The sequence below is a fragment of the Citrobacter meridianamericanus genome (assembly GCF_041320245.1).
GTDB lineage: Bacteria > Pseudomonadota > Gammaproteobacteria > Enterobacterales > Enterobacteriaceae > Citrobacter > Citrobacter meridianamericanus.
The window spans coordinates 997,173-1,018,720 of record NZ_CP101036.1 but is presented as its reverse complement, the minus strand read 5'-3'; the positions used below and the strand labels follow the sequence as shown (position 1 = coordinate 1,018,720).

Sequence of the window (21,548 nt, the reverse complement as noted above, 5' to 3'; positions counted from 1 at the left end):
TAATATTGCGGCAATATGAACGTTTGCGTCGCCGTGCTGAGGAAATGTCATTCAAAGGGGATTGTCAGAGGAATATACTGGCGATAACTTTTTCTTTGGAGAGATCGGCAGGACAATATTATAAACGTGACACAAGTCACCAAATTTGCCCTGCCAAAATTTTTTTAACCGGAGAAGACGCTCCCGTCAGATCATTTTACGATAGTTTTCACGCCGTCTGGCGTGCCGATCAGCGCAACATCCGCACCACGGTTGGCAAACAGGCCTACGGTTACCACACCTGGAATCGCATTGATGGCGTTTTCCAGCGCGATGGCGTCGAGGATTTCCAGACCGTGCACATCGAGGATTACGTTGCCGTTGTCCGTCACCACGCCCTGACGATATTCAGGACGACCGCCCAGCTTCACCAACTGGCGAGCCACTGCGCTGCGCGCCATTGGGATCACTTCAACCGGCAGTGGGAAGTTACCCAGAATATCGACTTCTTTGGACGCATCCGCAATGCAGATAAATTTCTTCGCCACCGAAGCAATGATTTTTTCACGGGTCAGCGCTGCGCCGCCGCCTTTAATCATCTGCATGTGGCCGTTGATTTCATCCGCGCCGTCGACGTATACCCCAAGGCTGTCCACTTCGTTAAGATCGAACACGTGGATGCCAAGGCTTTTGAGTTTTTCGGTCGAGGCATCCGAACTGGACACCGCGCCTTCAATCTGACCTTTCATTGTGCCCAGCGCATCAATAAAGTGTGCGGCTGTTGAACCTGTACCTACGCCCACAATGGTACCGGGCTGTACATACTGAAGTGCCGCCCATCCTACTGCTTTTTTCAGTTCATCCTGCGTCATGATCGTTTCGCCTGTGGTGTGAATATGGTGGGAAAATTCACGCGCATTATAGAACATTGTGCAGAAAAATGTCCCCACACCCGCTCCCAAGCGGCGGATTTCGTCTTTACCCAACCTAAATTTGTGTCATAGTGCAGAACAAGCAAAAATTTCAGGAGTGCGTCAAAGCAATGAAACGTCCGGACTACAGAACACTACAAGCACTGGATGCGGTTATTCGTGAACGGGGATTTGAGCGCGCGGCGCAAAAGCTGTGCATTACGCAATCCGCAGTTTCACAACGCATAAAACAGCTTGAAAATATGTTCGGACAACCGCTGCTGGTGCGTACCGTACCACCACGCCCTACCGAACAGGGGCAGAAACTGCTGGCGCTTTTGCGTCAGGTTGAACTGCTGGAAGACGAGTGGTTGGGCGATGAACAAACCGGCTCGACGCCGCTGCTGCTCTCGCTGGCGGTGAACGCCGACAGTCTGGCGACCTGGTTACTTCCGGCGTTAGCCCCGGTACTGGCCAATTCACCGATTCGCCTGAACCTGCAAGTTGAGGATGAAACGCGCACCCAGGAACGTCTGCGTCGCGGTGAAGTGGTCGGTGCGGTGAGTATCCAACATCAGGCACTGCCAAGCTGTCTGGTGGATAAACTTGGCGCGCTGGACTACCTGTTTGTTGGCTCCAAACCTTTCGCCGAGCGTTATTTCCCTAACGGCGTCACCCGCTCCGCCCTGCTGAAAGCCCCGGCGGTAGCGTTTGACCATCTTGATGATATGCACCAGGCGTTCTTGCAACAAAACTTCGACCTGCCGCCGGGAAGCGTGCCGTGCCACATCGTTAACTCGTCTGAAGCCTTCGTGCAGTTGGCGCGTCAGGGCACCACCTGCTGCATGATCCCGCACTTACAGATTGAGAAAGAGCTGGAAAGCGGCGAGCTGATCGACTTAACGCCAGGTCTGTTCCAGCGTCGGATGCTGTACTGGCACCGTTTTGCACCGGAAAGCCGCATGATGCGCAACGTTACCGACGCGCTGCTGGAATACGGGCACAAGGTGTTGCGTCAGGATTAAACCGTTTATTGCGCCAGAGTGCCGGATGGCGGCGTAACGCCTTATCCGGCCCACAAGCCTTTACCCTCTATTCATGCTATTCCGGCCACTTCTTTGAAATACATCACAAAATAAAATATTCCACGCGGCAAAAAACGACGCCCTGTTGGCTATTTTTTGCTGGCGACAAGCCAAATGAAAAAGCACACCGTATTCGCAAAGATTCAACTTATTGCGTAATACGGAGCAGAAAATGGCAAACGTGCAGGAGTGGCAAACACTCGCCAACAAAGAACTCAGTCGACGGGAAAAAACCGTTGAGTCCCTGGAAAAACAGACGGCGGAAGGGATTGCCATCAAGCCGCTGTACACCGAAGCGGACCTCGATAATCTGGAAGTAACAGGCACCCTCCCCGGTCTGCCGCCTTACGTGCGCGGTCCACGCGCCACCATGTATACCGCGCAGCCGTGGACCATTCGCCAATACGCCGGTTTCTCTACCGCCAAAGAATCCAACGCTTTTTACCGCCGCAACCTCGCCGCCGGGCAGAAAGGGCTTTCCGTCGCCTTTGACCTTGCCACCCATCGTGGTTATGACTCAGACAACCCGCGCGTGGCGGGTGACGTCGGCAAAGCGGGTGTGGCGATCGATACCGTCGAGGATATGAAGGTACTGTTCGACCAGATCCCGCTGGATAAGATGTCGGTATCAATGACCATGAACGGCGCTGTGCTGCCGGTGCTGGCGTTTTATATCGTCGCTGCTGAAGAACAAGGTGTAACGCCGGAACAGCTCACCGGGACCATTCAGAACGATATTCTGAAAGAGTACTTGTGCCGCAACACCTATATTTATCCGCCAAAGCCCTCCATGCGCATTATCGCCGACATCATCGCCTGGTGTTCCAGCAATATGCCGCGCTATAACACCATCAGCATCAGCGGTTATCACATGGGCGAAGCCGGGGCAAACTGCGTACAGCAAGTGGCGTTTACACTGGCTGACGGTATTGAATACATCAAGGCCGCACTTTCCGCCGGGCTGAAAATTGATGACTTCGCACCGCGTCTGTCGTTTTTCTTCGGCATCGGCATGGATCTGTTTATGAACGTCGCCATGCTGCGCGCGGCGCGATATTTGTGGAGCGAAGCAGTCAGCAGTTTTGGTGCCACCAACCCGAAATCTCTCGCTCTGCGTACCCACTGCCAGACGTCCGGCTGGAGCCTGACTGAGCAGGACCCCTACAACAACGTGGTGCGAACCACCATTGAAGCGCTCGGCGCCACGCTTGGCGGTACTCAGTCCCTGCATACCAACGCCTTTGATGAAGCGCTCGGTCTGCCCACCGATTTCTCCGCCCGTATTGCGCGTAATACGCAGATCATCATTCAGGAAGAGTCAGAGATCTGCCGCACTGTTGATCCACTGGCCGGATCGTATTACGTCGAATCTCTGACCGACCAAATCGTGAAGCAAGCGCGCACGATCATCAGGCAGATAGATGAGGCTGGCGGCATGGCGAAGGCGATCGAAGCCGGATTGCCTAAACGGATGATCGAAGAAGCCTCCGCACGTGAACAGTCGCTGATCGACCAGGGTAAGCGCGTCATCGTCGGGGTGAATAAGTACAAACTGGATAAAGAAGACGAGACGTCGGTGCTGGAGATCGACAACGTGAAGGTGCGCAACGAGCAAATTGCCTCGCTGCAGCATATCCGCGCTACCCGCGACAATAATGCCGTTAACGCCGCACTGTCCGCGCTAACCCACGCCGCGCAGCATAATGAAAACCTGCTGGCAGCCGCCGTCAACGCCGCCCGCGTTCGCGCCACGCTCGGTGAAATCTCCGACGCGCTGGAAGCCGCCTTTGACCGATATCTGGTTCCCAGCCAGTGCGTCACTGGAGTGATTGCGCAAAGCTACCACCAGTCCGACAAATCCGCCGATGAGTTCGATGCCATTGTTGCGCAAACAGAACAGTTTCTCGCAGAAAATGGCCGCCGCCCGCGCATTCTGATCGCCAAGATGGGGCAAGATGGTCACGATCGCGGCGCGAAAGTGATCGCCAGCGCCTACTCCGATCTCGGCTTCGATGTCGATCTCAGCCCGATGTTCTCCACACCAGAAGAGATCGCCCGCCTGGCGGTAGAAAACGATGTACATGTAGTTGGCGCCTCATCGCTGGCGGCGGGTCATAAAACATTAATCCCGGAACTGGTCACCGCGCTCAAAGGTTGGGGACGCGAGGATATATGCGTCGTCGCCGGAGGGGTAATTCCACCACAGGATTACGCTTTCCTGCACGAGCATGGCGTGGCCGCAATTTATGGCCCCGGCACACCAATGCTCGACAGCGTTCGTGATGTGTTAACCCGAATCAGTCAGCATCATGATTAACGCCGCCACGCTTGAGGATACCGTCCGCCGCTTGCGACTTGGCGAACGGGCTACGCTCGCCCAGGCAATGACGCTGGTCGAAAGTAGTCACCCGCGCCACCAACCGCTGAGTACGCAATTGCTGGATGCGATTATGCCGTTCACCGGTAACGCCCTGCGCTTAGGGATCACCGGCACGCCGGGTGCGGGTAAAAGTACCTTTCTGGAAGCCTTCGGCATGCTATTAATTCGCCGGGGGTTACGCGTGGCGGTGATCGCCGTGGATCCCAGTAGCCCGGTCAGCGGCGGCAGTATTCTCGGTGATAAAACCCGCATGACGGAACTGGCCCGCGCAGAATCTGCGTTTATTCGCCCGGTTCCGTCCAGCGGGCATTTAGGTGGCGCCAGCCAGCGTGCCCGTGAATTAATGCTGCTGTGCGAAGCGGCTGGCTTCGACGTGGTGATTGTGGAAACCGTCGGCGTTGGGCAGTCAGAAACCGAAGTCGCAGGCATGGTGGATTGCTTTATCTCACTGCAAATTGCCGGCGGTGGAGACGATTTGCAGGGCATCAAAAAAGGCCTGATGGAGATGGCGGATCTGATTGTCATCAACAAAGACGACGGTGATAACCGTACCAGCGTTGCCATCGCCCGTCATATGTACGAATCCGCCCTGCATATTCTGCGCCGCAAATATGACGAGTGGCGGCCACAGGTTCTGACCTGTAGCGCCCTGGAAAAACGCGGTATTGAGGAGGTCTGGCAGGCGATAACCGACTTTAAAACATGCATTACCGCCAGCGGTCGACTGGAAAAAGTCCGCCAGCAGCAGGCGGTGGACTGGTTACACCATCAGGCTGAAGAAGAAGCACTGCATCTGCTGTTTGCCCGTACTGATTTTGACCGCTATTTCCAGCAGACGCTACAGGCCGTCAAAAATAACGATCTGTCGCCGCGCACCGGTCTGCGGCATATCAGCGAATTTATCCAGCATCATTACTTTCACTAAAGAGAACATTATGTCTTATCAATACGTCAACGTGGTCATCATCCAGAAAGTCGCGGTTATTGAGTTCAACTACGCCCGCAAGCTCAATGCCCTGAGCAAAGTGTTTATTGACGATCTGATGCAGGCGCTGAGCGACCTCAATCGTGCGGAAATTCGCTGCATCATTCTGCGCGCACCGAGCGGGGCTAAGGTGTTCTCTGCCGGACATGATATTCATGAACTCCCCACCGGACGTCGCGATCCGCTGTCTTATGATGATCCGTTGCGTCAGATCACCCGCATGATCCAAAAATATCCGAAGCCGGTGATCTCTATGGTCGAAGGCAGCGTCTGGGGCGGCGCGTTTGAAATGATCATGAGTTCCGATCTGATCATCGCTGCTGAAACCTCCACCTTCTCGATGACTCCGGTCAACCTCGGTGTGCCGTATAACCTGGTAGGCATTCACAACCTGACGCGCGACGCCGGTTTTCACATCGTTAAAGAGCTGATTTTTACCGCTTCGCCCATCACCGCTCAACGCGCCATGGCGGTCGGGATCCTCAACCATGTTGTTCCCGCCGAGGAACTGGAAGATTTCACCCTGCAAATGGCGCACCACATCTCGGAAAAAGCGCCGCTGGCAATCGCCGTCATCAAAGAAGAACTGCGCGTGCTGGGGGAAGCGCACACCATGAACTCAGACGAATTTGAGCGTATTCAGGGCATGCGCCGCGCGGTGTACGACAGCGAGGATTATCAGGAAGGGATGAACGCGTTTATGGAAAAACGTAAACCTAATTTTGTCGGCCATTAATCACGTCCGAGGAAGGAGACGGCCATGAAACGGATGAGCGCAGAACAAGCGGCAGAAATTATCCAGCACGATGATATGGTGGCGTTCAGCGGCTTTACCCCCGCGGGTTCGCCAAAAGCGTTACCCACCGCAATTGCCCAACGCGCCTGTGAGCAACATCAGACCGGGCAGCCTTTTCAGATCCGCCTGCTGACCGGAGCATCAATTGGTGCCGCTGCTGATGATGCCCTGTCTGCGGCGGATGCCGTTTCCTGGCGTGCGCCTTATCAAACATCCTCTGGCCTGCGAGAGAAAATTAACCAGGGCCAGGTGAGGTTTGTCGATCTCCATTTGAGCGAGGTCGCACAGATGGTTAATTACGGCTTTTTTGGCGAGATCGACGTTGCCGTTATTGAAGCCTCCGCTATTGCGCCAGACGGCCGGATTTGGCTTTCCAGCGGTATTGGTAACGCGCCCACGTGGCTTCTGCAGGCCAAAAAGGTGATTATCGAGCTGAATCATTACCATAATCCGCGCGTGGCAGAGTTTGCCGACATCGTAATACCCGGCGCACCGCCGCGGCGTAACAGCGTGCCCATTTTTCATACCATGGATCGCGTGGGTAGCCAGTGCGTGCAGATAGACCCCAGGAAAGTGGTTGCGGTGGTGGATACCGAACTGCCCGATGCCGGAAAAGCGTCAGATAAAACCAATCCGGTCAGCCAACAAATTGCCGATAACGTGGTCACTTTTCTGTTGGCAGAAATGGCGCACAAACGCATTCCAGCTGAGTTTCTGCCCTTACAAAGCGGCGTGGGTAATATCAACAACGCGGTGATGGCGCGACTGGGGGAGAATCCGGATATCCCGCCCTTTATGATGTATTCGGAGGTGTTGCAGGAGTCGGTGGTACATCTGCTGGAAACAGGCAAGATAACCGGCGCCAGCGCTTCCAGTCTGACCATTTCAGCCCCGTCGCTACAGAAGATTTACGACAACATGGACTTCTTCGCCAGCCGAATTGTGCTGCGCCCGCAGGAGATTTCCAATAACCCGGAAATCATTCGTCGACTGGGGGTCATTGCGCTCAACGTTGGCCTGGAGTTTGATATCTACGGCCATGCCAATTCCACGCACGTTGCGGGCGTGAACCTGATGAACGGCATCGGTGGTAGCGGGGATTTCGAGCGCAACGCCTACCTTTCTATCTTTATGGCGCCGTCGATTGCCAAGGGTGGGAAAATCTCAACCATCGTACCGATGTGTAGTCATGTCGACCACAGCGAACATAGCGTTAAGGTGATTGTGACCGAACAAGGGATTGCCGATCTGCGCGGGTTATCTCCGATGCAGCGGGCGCACACGATTATTGATAACTGTGCGCATCCGCTTTACAGAGATTATTTGCACCGCTATCTGGAAAAAGCGCCCGGCGGGCATATCCATCACGATCTCAGCCATGCGTTCGATCTGCATCGCAACCTTCTGGAAACAGGCTCAATGCTCGGTTAGCTTGCCGTACCGTCACGATCTTCAGCAATATGCTGGAGCATGGTGGCGGTATAGCGATGATTTTTCAGCGAATAAAGAAACTCCTGCATGTACATTGGGTTACCTGGCGCATCGAAATATTTCAGCGTAGACGGGTTCACCAGGCGCCAGGCGAAATGCGGGATCACCGTCAAAAACTGCCCACGCTCCACCGCGCTAATCTTGGCCATGAAGCTGTACGGACGGTAGATAATCGTCGGGTTGATCCCACAGGGTCGCATGTAAGCATCCAGCATCGCCTCAAAGTTGGCGCGATTCTGGAAGCGCATTTGCAGCCAGGGAAGCTCGCGAAGTAGGTCCTGCGGCTGTTTTTCTTCGTAGCGCCGGGAAACGAGGAACCCCAGACGCAGCGGAGACAGTTCGCTGATCGCCAGATTTTCCAGCTCCTGCACGCGCGGAGAAACATGCTGCGGTGAGATAATAAAATCCAGTTTACGGTCGAACAAGTTATCAATTACCCCATTCTCGCTGAATTCAACGGCCTGGGCCGTCACGCCATCATACTTATCGCCAAGGCTGATCAACTGGTCAAAAATAATCGTCGGGTAGGTATTGTCGATGCCGATGACGATTTCCCGCGAGCGGCGAGAAGCGTTATGGATTTCGTTATCAATGGCAGAAAGGCGCTGATAAACGGGAAACAGCTTCTGATACAGCTCCTGTCCGGCTTTATTCAGGCTGATGTTGTTGTCTTTGCGGGTAAACAGCGTATAGCCGATTTGATCTTCCAGTGCGGCAATGCTTTTACCGAAAGGTGATGCGGTCATATGTATTTTTTCTGCCGCTCTGGCGATGTTATTGGTTTGCGCCAGCAGAATGAAATTACGCATCTTTTTTGAGATAAAAATATCCATAGCATCCCCTTAAAAATCGCTATGGCCTATCCTCATTACGGCGAAAAAAAAGACCGGATGTGAAGTCTCATTTTTACAGTTGCTCACAGAAAAAACCCGGCTGGAAAGCCGGGTCTGGAACGATTACTGAGTTTTAGCAGGCGTTGAGGCTGGCTGCCCCGCCGTCGGCTCAATCTGGAAGACGACATCAACCTGATCGTCAAACTGAATAACCGGCTGTTCGTAAGTTTCCTGAGCAGAGACAGCAGGCGCGGCATCGGCTTTCATCATCCGAACCATTGGGCTCGGCTGATAATTGGAAACGTGGTAGCGTACGCTGTAAACGGGACCCAGTTTGCTGTTAAAGCCCGCAGCCAGCTGTTCAGCCTGGTGAATTGCATCATCAATTGCCGCTTTACGCGCTTTATCTTTGTAAGCATCCGGTTGGGCAACGCCCAGCGATACCGAACGGATCTCATTCAAACCTGCTTTCAGCGCGCCATCGAGCAGAGCGTTGAGCTTGTCCAGTTGGCGCAGTGTGACTTCAACGGTACGCACCGCACGATACCCTTTGAGAATACTTTTACCATTCTGGTAGTCGTAGTCCGGCTGGGTACGCAGGTTGGCCGCGCTAATATCTTTCTTCGCTATCTGGTTCTGTTCAAGGAAGGACAGATATTGCGCCACGCGCTCATCGGCCTGCTTCTTCGCTGAAGCCGCATCCTTGGCGGCAACATTCACTTCAATTGCCAGCGTGGCGATGTCTGGGGTCGCATCCACGCTTGCCGTTCCGGAAGTCACGATGTGCGGTCCATTTGGCAACTCATTTGCCTGTACCGATAGTGCGCTGAATCCGACTAATGCCGCCAGGGCCATTATTTTGAACTTCACGGTCGTTCCTCCATGTTTCATTAATTACCCCGAAACTCAGGGCACATGCAGGCAAGCTTAGCCGATCTCGCCGCGTTGTCCATCAGACAACACTTAGTTGAACAACGCATGAACGTGCGCAACACCTTCTTTTGCCAGTTGAAAAGCGATAAACCACATCACTAATCCTACCAGCGTATTGATGATGCGCTGCGCTTTAGCAGTACGCAGACGCGGAGCCAGCCAGGCCGCCAGCAATGCCAGACCGAAGAACCACAGGAAAGATGCGCTAACGGTACCCAGCGCAAACCAGCGCTTTGGCTCCACGTCCAGTTGCCCCCCCAGACTCCCCAGCACCACAAAAGTATCCAGATAAACGTGTGGGTTGAGCCAGGTCACCGCCAGCATGGTGGCGATGATTTTCCAACGCCCCTGCTTCATTACTTCGGCGCTGGCCAGTTCCAGATTACTGCTCATCGCCGTTTTTAGCGCACCAAAACCATACCAGAGCAGAAACGCCACACCGCCCCAAGTGACCAGCGCCATCAGCCACGGCGACTGCATCAGCAAGGCGCTACCGCCAAAGATCCCCGCACAAATCAGCACTAAATCGCTTATAGCGCAGAGTAAAGCAATCATGATGTGATACTGGCGACGAATCCCTTGGTTCATCACGAAAGCATTTTGCGGACCAAGCGGAAGTATCATGGCCGCACCAAGCGCAAGCCCTTGAAAGTAATACGATAACACGTTAATTATCCCGAACTATTTCTCTTAGGAGCAGACTATAGCGCGAGAAAATCATTAGCGGAAATTGATAATTTTAATCGGAGATTAGGGAAATTAATGGAAAGGAAGTTTTGTCGGCCCGGAAAGCGAAAGCGCCTCCGGGCGCGTAATTACTCTACAGCGCTCTCTTTCACGCGTTTGAAATTCACATCCATCTGCGGATACGGGAAGCTGATACCATTGGCATCGAACTCGCGCTTAATGCGTTCCAGCACGTCCCAGTAGACGCTTTGCAGATCGCTGCTGTTGCTCCAGACGCGTACGACAAAGTTAATTGAGGAAGCCCCCAGCTCATTCAGGCGAACCGTCATTTCACGGTCTTTAAGAATGCGATCTTCCGACTGGATGATATCGGTGAGAATTTTTTTCACCTGATCGATATCGGAGTCGTAAGCCACGCCGATAATAAATTCGTTACGACGAACCGGCTCGCGAGAGAAGTTAATGATGTTCCCGGCAATAATTTTACCATTCGGGATCACTACAATCTTACCGTCAACAGTACGCATGGTGGTGGAGAAAATCTGCACGTTGAGCACGGTTCCCGCTACGCCGCCGAGATCGACATACTCACCCGCACGGAACGGACGGAACATCACCAGCAGCACGCCTGCAGCGAGGTTGGACAGCGAACCTTGCAACGCCAGACCGACGGCTAAACCTGCGGCACCGAGAACGGCTATCACCGAGGCAGTTTGCACCCCAACACGGCCCAAAGCGGCAATCAGCGTGAAAGCGATAATACCGTAACGCACCAGTGCAGAAAGGAAGTCGGCAACGGTGGCATCAATTTTACGCGCCAGCATCAGGCGGTTAACGGTATTTGATACAATGCGTGCCACGATCATACCGATAATGACAATCGCGATAGCCGCAACGATGTTGACGGCATAGCTCAACAGCAGTTCCTGGTTCCGCACCAGCCAGGTGCCCGCACCGTTTATGCTGTCGACAACATTCAAATCTTCCATTTACTATTCCTTTTTTGCTTACCCAAACGGGAGAAATAAAGCCGCCCTGACGGGACTGGCAACCTGACAAGGGTAAACAATAAACTCGGATTTTGCCAAACAGATCACAGAATCCTCTGCCAGCAGCACATTGAAATAAAAAAGGCCCGCATTTGCGGGCCTCATGTCACGTGGAACGGCGTAAATTACAGAACGTCAACCGCGTTCAGTTCTTTGAAAGCCTGTTCCAGACGGATGATCATGGTTGCCTGACCAGCACGCAGCCATACGCGCGGATCGTAGTATTTCTTGTTCGGCTGATCTTCGCCTTTCGGGTTGCCCAACTGGCCCTGCAGGTAAGCTTCGTTTGCTTTGTAGTAGTTCAGAACGCCTTCCCAGGTAGCCCATTGGGTATCGGTGTCGATGTTCATTTTCACTACGCCGTAGCTTACGGAGTCTTTAATTTCCTGAGCAGTAGAACCGGAACCGCCGTGGAAGACGAAGTTCAGGCTGTTGTGCGGCAGGTTATGTTTCTTAGAAACATAGTCCTGAGAGTCGCGCAGGATGGTCGGGGTCAGAACGACGTTACCTGGCTTGTAAACGCCGTGTACGTTACCGAAGGACGCAGCGATGGTGAAACGCGGGCTGATTTTGCTCAGCTCAGTGTACGCGTAATCAACGTCTTCCGGCTGGGTGTACAGTGCAGAAGCGTCCATGTGGCTGTTATCCACACCGTCTTCTTCACCACCGGTGCAACCCAGTTCGATTTCCAGAGTCATGCCCATTTTGGACATGCGTGCCAGATATTTGGAGCAGATTTCGATGTTCTCTTCCAGAGACTCTTCAGACAGGTCGATCATATGAGAAGAGAACAGCGGTTTGCCGGTTGCTGCGAAGTGTTTTTCACCCGCGTCCAGCAGACCGTCGATCCACGGCAGCAGTTTCTTCGCGCAGTGGTCAGTGTGCAGGATAACCGGAACACCGTAGTGCTCAGCCATCTGGTGAACGTGATGCGCGCCAGAGATAGCACCCAGGATTGCAGCACCCTGAGGAATGTCGGACTTCACGCCTTTACCCGCGATGAAAGAAGCACCACCGTTGGAGAATTGTACGATTACCGGCGCTTTAACTTTTGCAGCAGTTTCCAAAACGGCGTTGATGGAGTCGGTACCCACGCAGTTAACAGCTGGCAGAGCAAAGTTGTTTTCTTTAGCTACCTGGAAAACTTTCTGTACGTCATCACCAGTGATTACGCCTGGTTTTACGAAATCAAAAATTTTAGACATTTTACGAGTCCTGTATCTTCGGCCTTGGAAAGGGCGCGCGCCCTAAAGCGCGCTAAAATAAGGGCAGGTTTCCCTGCCCATTAAATTCTTACTTTTTAGCACGCTCTTCGAGCATGGCTACTGCTGGCAGTACTTTACCTTCGACGAATTCGAGGAATGCGCCGCCGCCAGTAGAGATGTAGGAGATTTTGTCAGCAATGCCGAACAGGTCGATTGCTGCCAGGGTGTCACCGCCGCCTGCGATAGAGAACGCTTCGCTGTCTGCGATGGCATTAGCAACGATTTCAGTACCTTTGCGGAAGTTCGGGAATTCGAACACGCCAACCGGGCCGTTCCACAGAATGGTTTTCGCATTCTTCAGGATGTCAGCCAACTGCTGTGCAGAAGCGTCGCCGATGTCCAGGATCTGTTCGTCTTCTTTAACGTCGCTAACGGATTTCAGAGTAGCCGGTGCGGTTTCAGAGAATTCAGTCGCTACGCGAACGTCGGTCGGAACCGGAATGTCGCAAGTGGTCAGCAGACGCTTAGCTTCGTCAACGAGATCTGCTTCGTACAGAGATTTGCCCACGTTGTGGCCTTGAGCAGCAACGAAGGTGTTCGCGATACCACCGCCAACAATCAGCTGGTCAGCGATTTTTGACAGGGAGTCCAGAACGGTCAGTTTGGTAGAAACTTTAGAACCACCAACGATAGCAACCATCGGACGAGCAGGTTCTTTCAGCGCTTTACCCAGTGCATCCAGCTCGGCAGCCAACAGCGGACCTGCACAAGCTACATCGGCGAATTTACCGATACCGTGAGTAGACGCCTGCGCACGGTGAGCGGTACCGAAAGCATCCATAACGAATACGTCGCACAGAGCAGCATATTTTTTGGACAGCGCTTCGTCGTCTTTCTTCTCGCCTTTGTTAAAGCGAACGTTTTCCAGAACAACCAGTTCACCGGCAGCGACTTCAACGCCGTCCAGGTAATCTTTTACCAGGCGAACCGGAGCAGACAGTTTGTCTTTCAGGTAGTTAACAACCGGCAGCAGAGAGAATTCTTCGTTGTACTCGCCTTCGGTAGGACGACCCAGGTGGGAAGTTACCATCACTTTAGCACCCTGTTTCAGGGCCAGTTCGATGGTCGGCAGGGAAGCACGAATACGTGCATCGCTGGTTACTTTCCCTTCTTTAACTGGTACGTTCAGGTCCGCACGGATAAAAACGCGTTTACCAGCCAGATCCAGATCGGTCATCTTAATTACAGACATGGTGAATCCTCTCGTTGATTCATAAAGTTTTGTCGACGCTCAAGCGTCGAGCCTGAAACCAATAGCAGCCATCGCTAACGTCGTGTCGAGCATACGGTTAGCAAAGCCCCATTCATTATCACACCAGACCAGCGTTTTGATCAGGTGAGCGCCACTCACGCGCGTTTGCGTACCATCAACGATGGCGCTGTGCGGGTCGTGGTTAAAATCTACAGAGACCAACGGTAATTCCGTATAGTCAACTATACCATGAAATGCACCCTGTGCTGCTTTTTGCAGCAACTGGTTGACTTCACTGGCTTTTACTGGTTTTTTCACCGTCACGCTTAAGTCGATCGCCGTCACATTTATGGTTGGTACACGCACCGCAATCGCTTCAAAACGATCGTTAAACTGCGGGAAAATTCTCGTGATGCCCGCCGCCAGTTTAGTATCAACCGGAATGATCGACTGACTGGCCGCTCGTGTGCGACGCAAGTCAGGATGATAAGCATCAATAACCTGCTGATCGTGCATCGCGGAGTGGATCGTGGTGACGGTACCAGACTCAATGCCGTAAGCATCATCCAGCAATTTAATGACGGGTATTATACAATTCGTAGTGCAGGAGGCATTGGAAACGATCCGGTGCTCAGCGCGCAGCTGATCCTGATTAACGCCAAACACAACGGTTGCGTCGATGTCGTGACTACCAGGATGTGAAAAGAGCACTTTCTTTGCGCCGGCGGCAATATGCGCCTCTCCGTGTTCGCGACTGCCGAAGACCCCCGTACAATCCAGCACAACGTCGACACCCAGTTCGCGCCATGGAAGCGCATCGAGCGTTCGCTCATGCAGAATGCGGATCGCATCATCGCCAACGATGAGCTGGTCTCGTTCCTGACGAACATCCCAGGCAAAACGCCCATGGCTGGTGTCATATTTCAACAAATGCGCCATGCCTGCAGCATCCGCCAGTTCGTTGATTGCCACCACGGTGATTTCCGCCCGACGCCCGGATTCATACAAAGCACGAACCACGTTGCGTCCGATGCGACCGAAACCATTAATCGCTACGCGTACGGTCATAGGTCTCCTGCAAGGATTTCTCAGAAACGATGTGGCAGACAGAGTAATGCAGCAAATCGCTCAGGGAAACCTTACCTGTCGCAAACTGCGACTAATTGGTTAATTGTCGAACATTTAATCGACTGAAACGCTTCAGCTAGAATAAGCGAAACGCGGAATAAAAGGAATGATTGTCCAGCAACAGAACACAGTTATCTGACTTACGTCACATTTTAACGTCCTTCAACGCGACTTTTATTCCATATTCCAGAATTACGAATAACCGTAGCAAGATTATTTCATTGCCATGTCACAAATCCTGATTTATATCAGAAAGCGCCTTAACCCGCGTCTATATTATCAGCGCTACGTCCGAGTCTCGGAGTTCCTCAACTATGACAACATTCTATTCCCAACCATCTGAAGCTCGCTTTCATGCGCTGCGTTTACTACCCGGCGAGGAAGTCTTTTCAGCGCTACATGCGTTTATCCAGCAACATCAACTACAGGCAGCCTGGATAGCGGGTTGCACCGGCAGTTTGACCAACGTTGCTCTGCGCTTCGCCGGATGTGAAGAAACCACCTTACACACGGGGACGTGGGAAATTATCTCTCTGAACGGCACGCTGGAACTTACCGGCGAGCATCTCCATCTGGCGATTGCCGACCAGCACGGCGCGATGCTGGGCGGACACATGATGCCGGGTTGTACCGTGCGAACCACGCTGGAACTGGTGATTGGCGAGTTGGCGTCTCTGGCATTCAGCCGACAGCCCTGCGCCGTCTCCGGTTATGACGAACTGGTTATTTCATCCCGCTAACGCTTCACTTATTCGAGGTCTTCTATGGCGCGTCGCCAATTTTCCAGCCAGTCTCTGGTACTTATTGTCATTGCTATCGCCATCAACATGGTCGGCGGGCAACTCATCAGCATGTTGAAATTGCCTATTTTTCTCGACTCGATTGGCACGTTGATCAGCGCGGTGCTGTTAGGCCCGGTCGTGGGGATGCTAACCGGATTACTCACTAACCTGTTATGGGGGCTTTTGACCGATCCTATTGCCGCCGCCTTCGCGCCTGTGGCGATGGTTATTGGACTGGTTGCCGGTTGGCTGGCACGGGCTGGATGGTTTCGCACCTTACCCAAAGTCGTGGTCAGCGGCGTGATCATCACACTTGCAGTGACCCTCGTTGCCGTGCCGATTCGCACGACCCTGTTTGGCGGCGTCACTGGCAGCGGTGCCGATCTTTTTGTTGCCTGGATGCACTCGGTCGGTCAGAACCTGGTGGAGTCCGTCGCCATCACCGTCATCGGAGCGAATCTGGTCGATAAAATCCTCACGGCAATCATCGTCTGGGTGCTGCTGCGACAACTTCCGCTGCGCACCACGCGTCATTTCCCTACGATGTCTGCCGTGCGCTAAATGCATCCGTTTACGTCGTTAACTCTGTGGGCGCTTGCCGCCTGCTCCACGCTCCTGCTGCCAGCCGGAGTGCCGCTCAGCTTGTACGGCGCCGCGACGTTCGTCAGTTTGTTATGTATGAAGGCTACGCGGTCGCGAGCGAAATACGTACTTTGGCTGATGATCCCCTTAGGGCTGGGGCTATGGCTGGTACACGGCGGATGGCTTACCGAGTGGATTAGCGGACAGCCACGCACGCCAGAGCGCTGGGCCAATGCCGTTACGCTCTGGCTGAGGATCCTGGCCATTGTGTCGACATCGCAGATATGGATGCAGTACGTACCGGTTTCGCGCTTTATGCGTGCCCTGTTCGCTTCCCGTCTGCCACCAGGCGTTGCCTACCTGTTTGCTGGCCCGCTGCTGGTGGTTGAACAACTCAAACGACAGCTGGCAATAATTCATGAGGCTCAGCGCGCACGCGGCGTACCGCTGGATGAGTCCTGGTACCAGCGTTTACGCGCCATGCCGGCATTGATTGTGCCGCTTACCCATAACGCGCTCAATGACCTGGCCGTTCGCGGTGCAGCGCTCGATATGCGGGGATTTCGCCTGCATCGCACTCGCACCACGCTTTGGGCGCCGCCAGACAGCACCTTACAACGTCTGGCCCGCTACGGCATGGCAGTTCTGATGGCGGTTGAGACCGGAGTCTGGATATGGTTACGTTAGAGCAGTTTCGCTATATTCCAACGCACGCTATGCGGCTATCCGTCTGTTACGACTTCCATTACGCCAGACCGGGTATGGTGGCTGTTTTTGGCGAGAACGGCAGCGGGAAAAGCACACTGGCGCAGCTGATGGCTGGCTGGTACCCCGATTTCCTTCCGGGAGATATTGAAGGCACAGGCACGCTCCTAGGTAATCCCATCGGGCAACTGTCGCTGGTCGAGCAGTCGAGTACCATCCAGCTTGTGCAGCAGTCACCTTACCTGCAGCTTTCAGGTTGTACTTTCAGCGTGGAGGAAGAAGTGGCATTTGGCCCGGAAAATCTCTGCCTTACTGAGGTTGAAATTATGCAGCGCATAGATGCCGCCCTGACGCTGACAGAATGTCAGCCCCTGCGCCATCGTCATCCCGGTACCCTTTCCGGCGGGGAAACCCAACGGGTAGTCATTGCCAGCGCACTCGCCATGCAGCCGAAAATATTGATTCTGGATGAAGCGTTCAGCCGCCTGACGGCGCAAGCCACGGCAATGCTGCTGGCGCGACTGCAACAATGGGCACAGGAACGACATGCTTTGGTAATACTTTTCGAACGCAACCCTTCACCTTTTCTCAGCTACTGTCAGCAGGCATGGCAGCTGCGCGACGGAGCATTGTCACCACTATGCTAACGCTAGACCAGGTCAGTTTTCGCTGGCCGAACGCCGCCGATGACTGCTTACACAATATTTCGCTGGAACTCCAGGAGGGTGAATGGCTGGCGCTAACGGGCGATAATGGGGCAGGAAAATCCACGCTTATGCGCATCATGGCCGGGCTACTGACGCCTTCATCCGGCACAATAACCGTGCAGAATCGCGCGATTGCGCAACTGAAAAATCGGGAGCGTGCCAGGGTGCTCGGCGTATTGTTTCAGGAGGCGGAGAATCAAATTTTTCACAGCAAGGTTGCAGAGGAAGTCGCATTCGGATTACGGCTACAGAAGCTTCCGGCGACTGAAATTGCGCAACGCACAATGGCGGCGCTGCGATTATGTCAGTTAGAGGATGTCGCCGGCGTGCACCCGCTCGATCTGCATACTGCACAACGACGCATGGTTGCCGTCGCCAGCCTGGAAGCCCTCGCCCCCACTATTCTAATGCTGGATGAGCCCAGCCGGGACTTTGATGCGCACTGGCTTGGCGCCTTCGAAAACTGGCTGGCAGTGTGTCGTGCGCGTGGTGCCAGCGTTGTAGCGATCAGTCATGACGCTGCATTTACGCAGCGCCATTTTTCGCGCGTAGTACGGCTACACAACAAAAATCTCACGCCGTCCGATATGCGCCCTCAAGCGACATCTCCAGCATAAGATCTGCTGGCAGGCTATCTTCCAGCACCCGACGAACATTCGGTCCGTCGGTACGCTCATAAAATGCCTCAGCGTCAGCTTGTGAGAGTCCGCCAGCCAGTTTACGGCCTACCAGTCGCGTACGCAGCGCATTGGCTGGAGCGCGAATAAACAACGAGTAATCACAAAACTCGGCTAACGCTCGCCATCTGTCATCATTGCGCAATAACCAGTTTCCCTCCACAATCACCATCGGCGCAGTCACCCGTATGGCCTCTTCGACCGGATCGTGCTTTTGCCTATCGTATTGCGGCCAGAAGCCTTCCCCTTCCCTTATCTGGCGTAGATTCTGCGCAAGCTTATCCACATCAAAGGTTTCCGGCGCACCTTTGTATGCCCGCAGGTTATGGGCATCCAGCCAGCTGTTGTAGTGATGGAAGCCATCCATCGGCAGCGTCTGGATCTCCGGCAGACAAGGATCCTGAGCGCAGAGATATTCCCAGAAGGTGGTCAGCGTCGATTTACCCGTACCCGGTGGCGCGCAGAGAAAAACTATCGTACGTCGCTGCGGATTAGCGGCCTGTATTTTTGCCAGTTGCTGTAATAACGGTTTGTGGACGTTCTCTATCTCATCATCATGGTAATGTGCTTCAACCTGGAGCCCATTCACCGTTAGTTCGATTTTCACGGCGTTAATTCCTTTAAAATCGCCGTCACCGCCAGCGTCATTGCCGTCTTGACCATTGCGCTAAAGCGCACCTCGGACCACGCAGCAAAGTCGGCAAATTTCATTGACTCCAGCGCGCCGTACAGCGTTGCGTTGCGGGTAATACTGTTCACGTTGCTGACAAAATCCCAGGTGATGTCATCGGCAAAACCGGGAATATTATCCTGCTCGTTCAGGTACTGATAAAACTGGGAAAAATGGGTGATGTCGGCATAAAGCCATTTATCCATTTTTCCCAGCGCATAAATCAGACGTAACGCAACGTCGATATCGTCAAGCGGTCCACTCTGAGCGAGCAACGGCTTCACTGCATATTCCACGATCTCTTCATCGTTATTAACGAACAGCGACGGCAGAAAGCGCTTAATGCCCTGGAGCAAAATGTTATGTGCCGTCGTCATAAACGAAAGTAAATTATTTTGAGCATCCAGTTGCTCAAGCACATCGTCTTCTGTCAGCGTCGTCATTAGTTATCCGATAAATCACCATGAATGCAGAGAGTCTATTATATTACACGTTCGATCCGCGCCGCCGATCAGTAAAGTTTGCGTGCGCACACCATTCGCAACCTGTTGGATCCCTTTCACAAGATCGCCGCCCGTGACCCCCGTCGCGCTGAAGAGGATCTTATTTCCCCCTACCAGTTCGTCGAGCGCATAGATACGGTTAATCTCGACGCCCATTTCCATGCAGCGCTGACGTTCCTGTGCCGCAATCAGACGATTATCTGCGCTATCTCCTTTCGCCGCGCAAAAATCAATCAGTTCAGCCTGCATGTCGCCCCCAGCGCTTTAACTGCACAAGCTGAAATAACCCCTTCAGGTGCCCCCCAATGGTATACATCAGGTCATAGGGATTTTCCTGCATACAGGCCAACACGCTTGCGGCTACATCGCCGTCGGGCAGCGCAAAGACTTTGACGCCAAGTCTTGTCGCTTCGGCAATCGCCGGTTGAAGACGCGGTTTATCCAGCGTCACCATCCGCAGTCGCTCCAGCGGTTTATCCAACACCTCAGCCACATTGCGCAGATTGTCTGCCAACGGCAGCGCCAGATTAATCGCCCCTTTTGCATACCGATTAACAACCAGTTTTTTCATGTACATATCAGGGGCGTGTAACAAACTGCCGCGAGGGGCAAACGCCATGACAGCCAGCGCATTGCATTGCCCCATCGCCACCATTCGCGTGCCTTCAATAGGATCGACGGCAATATCGACCTCAGGTCCAGCGCCAGTTCCCACTTCCTCACCAATCCACAGCATCGGGGCGCGATCAATCTCCCCTTCGCCAATGACGATTCGTCCGCGGATGGCAACACTGTTCAATGCTTCGCGCATTGCCGTCACGGCCAGACCATCAATCTTGTTTTTATCGCCGCACCCGGTTTGCGGCCAGGCTGCCAGCGCAGCCTGCTCCGTGATACGAAATAGCGGCCATGCCAGCGACATCATATCGCCGCCTCCCCGATATCAACGCCGAAGTGTGCCAGCAGGTATTTTTCTGCCTTTTCGTTCCAGATGCCGTGCGTTTCCTCCACCAGCAGCGCCAGCTCTTTGAATAATGGGTCAGTTTTCCCTTTCTCGGCAAAATCAGCAATGGCGGTTAGCGGCATGGTTACGCCGTTATATATCAGCTTTTTACCGCCAGGAATTGCCGGTAAATTCAATACGGTTTCCGGAACCGCATCAAGGCCGCCAATGTGCGTCACCATAAACGAGGGTTGTAGCTGGCCGGTTGCACTGAGCGCAATAGCCTCCTTCATATCATCCGTTGAACCACCAGAGGTTCCGACAACGTGAGTGCTGTTGTAGTGCACGTTGTAAAAATTAAACGGCACTTTAAAGTTGCTGTCCGTCGGACCAGCAAAGAAATTCAGGCAGCCATCTTCCGCGAGTAAATCATCGGCCATTTCAATGACTGCAGGTACTGCCGCATATACAAAGACATCATCAAAACCTTCGTCATGAGTTAACGCACGCAGCATCGTGGTCGGAGAATCCATGCCGGTCGTGTTCACATAGATAAGTTCAATCCCTTTTTCTGCCGCCAGCTCAACCGGCAACAGTTTTTTAGCCTGCGCCAGTCGTGCTTCATCAATATCGACCACCACCACACGTGACGGCTGAATACTGCCGTTAATGGCATAATCAATTGCGCCGATACCCATCGGCCCGGCGCAGGCCAGAAGCGCAATGCTTCCGCCTGGCTTAATCCCCATGCGATGCTCATAAACGTAAGGTGTGGTGTGAAAATTCGCGTTATACGCGCCAATAATGCAGCACATTGGTTCTGCCAATGAGGCGGCGGCAAAATAAGAGCCGTGGTAAGGTAAAACGCATCCCAGATTAATCGCTACTTCCGGGATAATCATATATGTCGCATTACCGCCAAAATATTCGTAGCTGTATCCCGCGGAATATCCACTTGGCAATCCCATCGCGGGTTGCAACACAAAACGCTGACCTTTCTTATATTTATCCGTCAGTTTTTTTCCTACCTCAACAATGATACCTGCACATTCATGTCCGGTAATAACCGGATGATTTTCCAGATCGTCCGGCACGCGTTTATGCTCGCTCCCCAAAGCCGCCGCTTTCCATGTGGATAAACAAACGCTATCGGATATTACGTTTACTAACAATTCGTTATCTGTAATTGCAGGCAACTCAAATTCGCGGATCCGAATATCCTGCTTACCATATATGGCAGCCACTTTCGTTTTCATACTTACTCC

Annotated in this window: 21 protein-coding genes and 1 pseudogene; 10 read left to right on the top strand and 12 right to left on the bottom strand. The window is 53.4% G+C overall.

Annotation, left to right across the window (positions count from 1 at the left end; all coding sequences use genetic code 11):
- Positions 1–191: 191 nt before the first annotated feature.
- A complete protein-coding gene (rpiA, locus tag NMD08_RS04930; protein ID WP_016154364.1) occupies positions 192–851 on the bottom strand; it encodes a ribose-5-phosphate isomerase RpiA in 660 nt (219 codons plus the stop codon).
- Positions 852–1,021: 170 nt separating this feature from the next.
- Here rpiA and argP point away from each other — a divergent pair, with 170 nt between their 5' ends.
- The 5 genes from argP to NMD08_RS04905 all read left to right on the top strand — a co-directional run bounded on the left by argP (position 1,022) and on the right by NMD08_RS04905 (position 7,567).
- The gene (gene argP / locus NMD08_RS04925; RefSeq protein ID WP_003026988.1) at positions 1,022–1,915 is read left to right on the top strand and encodes a DNA-binding transcriptional regulator ArgP; all 894 of its coding nucleotides are present in this window, start codon (positions 1,022–1,024) and stop codon (positions 1,913–1,915) included.
- Between the two features lie 232 nt (positions 1,916–2,147).
- On the top strand, positions 2,148–4,292 hold the full coding sequence (gene scpA / locus NMD08_RS04920) for a methylmalonyl-CoA mutase (RefSeq protein ID WP_151218327.1): 2,145 nt from the start codon (positions 2,148–2,150) through the stop codon (positions 4,290–4,292).
- On the top strand, positions 4,285–5,280 hold the full coding sequence (gene meaB, locus NMD08_RS04915; RefSeq protein WP_151218328.1) for a methylmalonyl Co-A mutase-associated GTPase MeaB: 996 nt from the start codon (positions 4,285–4,287) through the stop codon (positions 5,278–5,280). Before scpA ends, meaB begins: the two co-directional genes overlap by 8 nt.
- 10 nt (positions 5,281–5,290) lie before the next feature.
- Positions 5,291–6,076 (top strand): methylmalonyl-CoA decarboxylase, encoded by a 786-nt coding sequence (gene scpB, locus NMD08_RS04910; protein ID WP_005123332.1) that lies wholly within the window; start codon positions 5,291–5,293, stop codon positions 6,074–6,076.
- Positions 6,077–6,100: 24 nt separating this feature from the next.
- The gene (locus NMD08_RS04905; protein WP_187253176.1) at positions 6,101–7,567 is read left to right on the top strand and encodes an acetyl-CoA hydrolase/transferase family protein; all 1,467 of its coding nucleotides are present in this window, start codon (positions 6,101–6,103) and stop codon (positions 7,565–7,567) included.
- Here the strand turns inward: NMD08_RS04905 and NMD08_RS04900 are convergent.
- The 7 genes from NMD08_RS04900 to epd all read right to left on the bottom strand — a co-directional run bounded on the left by NMD08_RS04900 (position 7,564) and on the right by epd (position 14,654).
- The gene (locus NMD08_RS04900) at positions 7,564–8,460 is read right to left on the bottom strand and encodes a LysR family transcriptional regulator (protein WP_151218329.1); all 897 of its coding nucleotides are present in this window, start codon (positions 8,458–8,460) and stop codon (positions 7,564–7,566) included. The genes NMD08_RS04905 and NMD08_RS04900 overlap by 4 nt on opposite strands.
- Positions 8,461–8,583: 123 nt before the next feature.
- Positions 8,584–9,330: an oxidative stress defense protein gene (locus NMD08_RS04895; protein ID WP_151218330.1), complete on the bottom strand. Its 747-nt coding sequence runs from the start codon at positions 9,328–9,330 to the stop codon at positions 8,584–8,586.
- Between the two features lie 93 nt (positions 9,331–9,423).
- Positions 9,424–10,059: an arginine exporter ArgO gene (argO, locus tag NMD08_RS04890; protein ID WP_003027005.1), complete on the bottom strand. Its 636-nt coding sequence runs from the start codon at positions 10,057–10,059 to the stop codon at positions 9,424–9,426.
- A gap of 149 nt (positions 10,060–10,208) precedes the next feature.
- Positions 10,209–11,069, bottom strand: a complete 861-nt coding sequence (locus NMD08_RS04885) for a small-conductance mechanosensitive channel MscS (protein ID WP_151218331.1) — start codon at positions 11,067–11,069, stop codon at positions 10,209–10,211.
- A 185-nt stretch (positions 11,070–11,254) separates the two neighbouring features.
- Positions 11,255–12,334, bottom strand: coding sequence for a class II fructose-bisphosphate aldolase (gene fbaA / locus NMD08_RS04880; RefSeq protein ID WP_252838618.1), 1,080 nt, complete (start codon positions 12,332–12,334; stop codon positions 11,255–11,257).
- Positions 12,335–12,422: 88 nt separating this feature from the next.
- Positions 12,423–13,586 (bottom strand): phosphoglycerate kinase, encoded by a 1,164-nt coding sequence (gene pgk, locus NMD08_RS04875; protein ID WP_003027032.1) that lies wholly within the window; start codon positions 13,584–13,586, stop codon positions 12,423–12,425.
- Positions 13,587–13,625: 39 nt separating this feature from the next.
- Positions 13,626–14,654 (bottom strand): erythrose-4-phosphate dehydrogenase, encoded by a 1,029-nt coding sequence (epd, locus tag NMD08_RS04870; protein WP_003027035.1) that lies wholly within the window; start codon positions 14,652–14,654, stop codon positions 13,626–13,628.
- A 374-nt stretch (positions 14,655–15,028) separates the two neighbouring features.
- Between epd and NMD08_RS04865 the strand changes: the two genes are divergently transcribed.
- Genes NMD08_RS04865 through NMD08_RS04845 form a run of 5 tightly spaced genes read left to right on the top strand, consistent with a single transcriptional unit; the run spans position 15,029 to position 18,107 of the window.
- Positions 15,029–15,454, top strand: a complete 426-nt coding sequence (locus tag NMD08_RS04865; protein WP_187253178.1) for a PPC domain-containing DNA-binding protein — start codon at positions 15,029–15,031, stop codon at positions 15,452–15,454.
- Between the two features lie 24 nt (positions 15,455–15,478).
- On the top strand, positions 15,479–16,057 hold the full coding sequence (locus tag NMD08_RS04860; RefSeq protein WP_003027040.1) for an ECF transporter S component: 579 nt from the start codon (positions 15,479–15,481) through the stop codon (positions 16,055–16,057).
- Positions 16,058–16,765, top strand: coding sequence for an energy-coupling factor transporter transmembrane component T (locus tag NMD08_RS04855; RefSeq protein WP_151218339.1), 708 nt, complete (start codon positions 16,058–16,060; stop codon positions 16,763–16,765).
- Positions 16,753–17,430, top strand: a complete 678-nt coding sequence (locus NMD08_RS04850) for an ABC transporter ATP-binding protein (RefSeq protein ID WP_151224310.1) — start codon at positions 16,753–16,755, stop codon at positions 17,428–17,430. The genes NMD08_RS04855 and NMD08_RS04850 overlap by 13 nt, the downstream gene beginning before the upstream one ends.
- Positions 17,424–18,107, top strand: coding sequence for an ABC transporter ATP-binding protein (locus NMD08_RS04845; RefSeq protein ID WP_252838617.1), 684 nt, complete (start codon positions 17,424–17,426; stop codon positions 18,105–18,107). Before NMD08_RS04850 ends, NMD08_RS04845 begins: the two co-directional genes overlap by 7 nt.
- Here the strand turns inward: NMD08_RS04845 and NMD08_RS04840 are convergent.
- From NMD08_RS04840 to NMD08_RS04825, 4 genes and pseudogenes are all read right to left on the bottom strand, one after another.
- The gene (locus NMD08_RS04840; protein WP_151218342.1) at positions 18,064–18,774 is read right to left on the bottom strand and encodes a nucleoside/nucleotide kinase family protein; all 711 of its coding nucleotides are present in this window, start codon (positions 18,772–18,774) and stop codon (positions 18,064–18,066) included. The genes NMD08_RS04845 and NMD08_RS04840 overlap by 44 nt on opposite strands.
- Positions 18,771–19,280 (bottom strand): MltR family transcriptional regulator, encoded by a 510-nt coding sequence (locus NMD08_RS04835; protein ID WP_016154381.1) that lies wholly within the window; start codon positions 19,278–19,280, stop codon positions 18,771–18,773. The genes NMD08_RS04840 and NMD08_RS04835 overlap by 4 nt, the downstream gene beginning before the upstream one ends.
- 15 nt (positions 19,281–19,295) lie before the next feature.
- Positions 19,296–20,265: pseudogene (glpX, locus tag NMD08_RS04830) on the bottom strand (class II fructose-bisphosphatase).
- Complete coding sequence (locus tag NMD08_RS04825; protein ID WP_370619660.1) at positions 20,262–21,539, bottom strand: zinc-binding dehydrogenase; 1,278 nt, start codon at positions 21,537–21,539, stop codon at positions 20,262–20,264. Before NMD08_RS04825 ends, glpX begins: the two are co-directional and overlap by 4 nt.
- Positions 21,540–21,548: the final 9 nt, after the last annotated feature.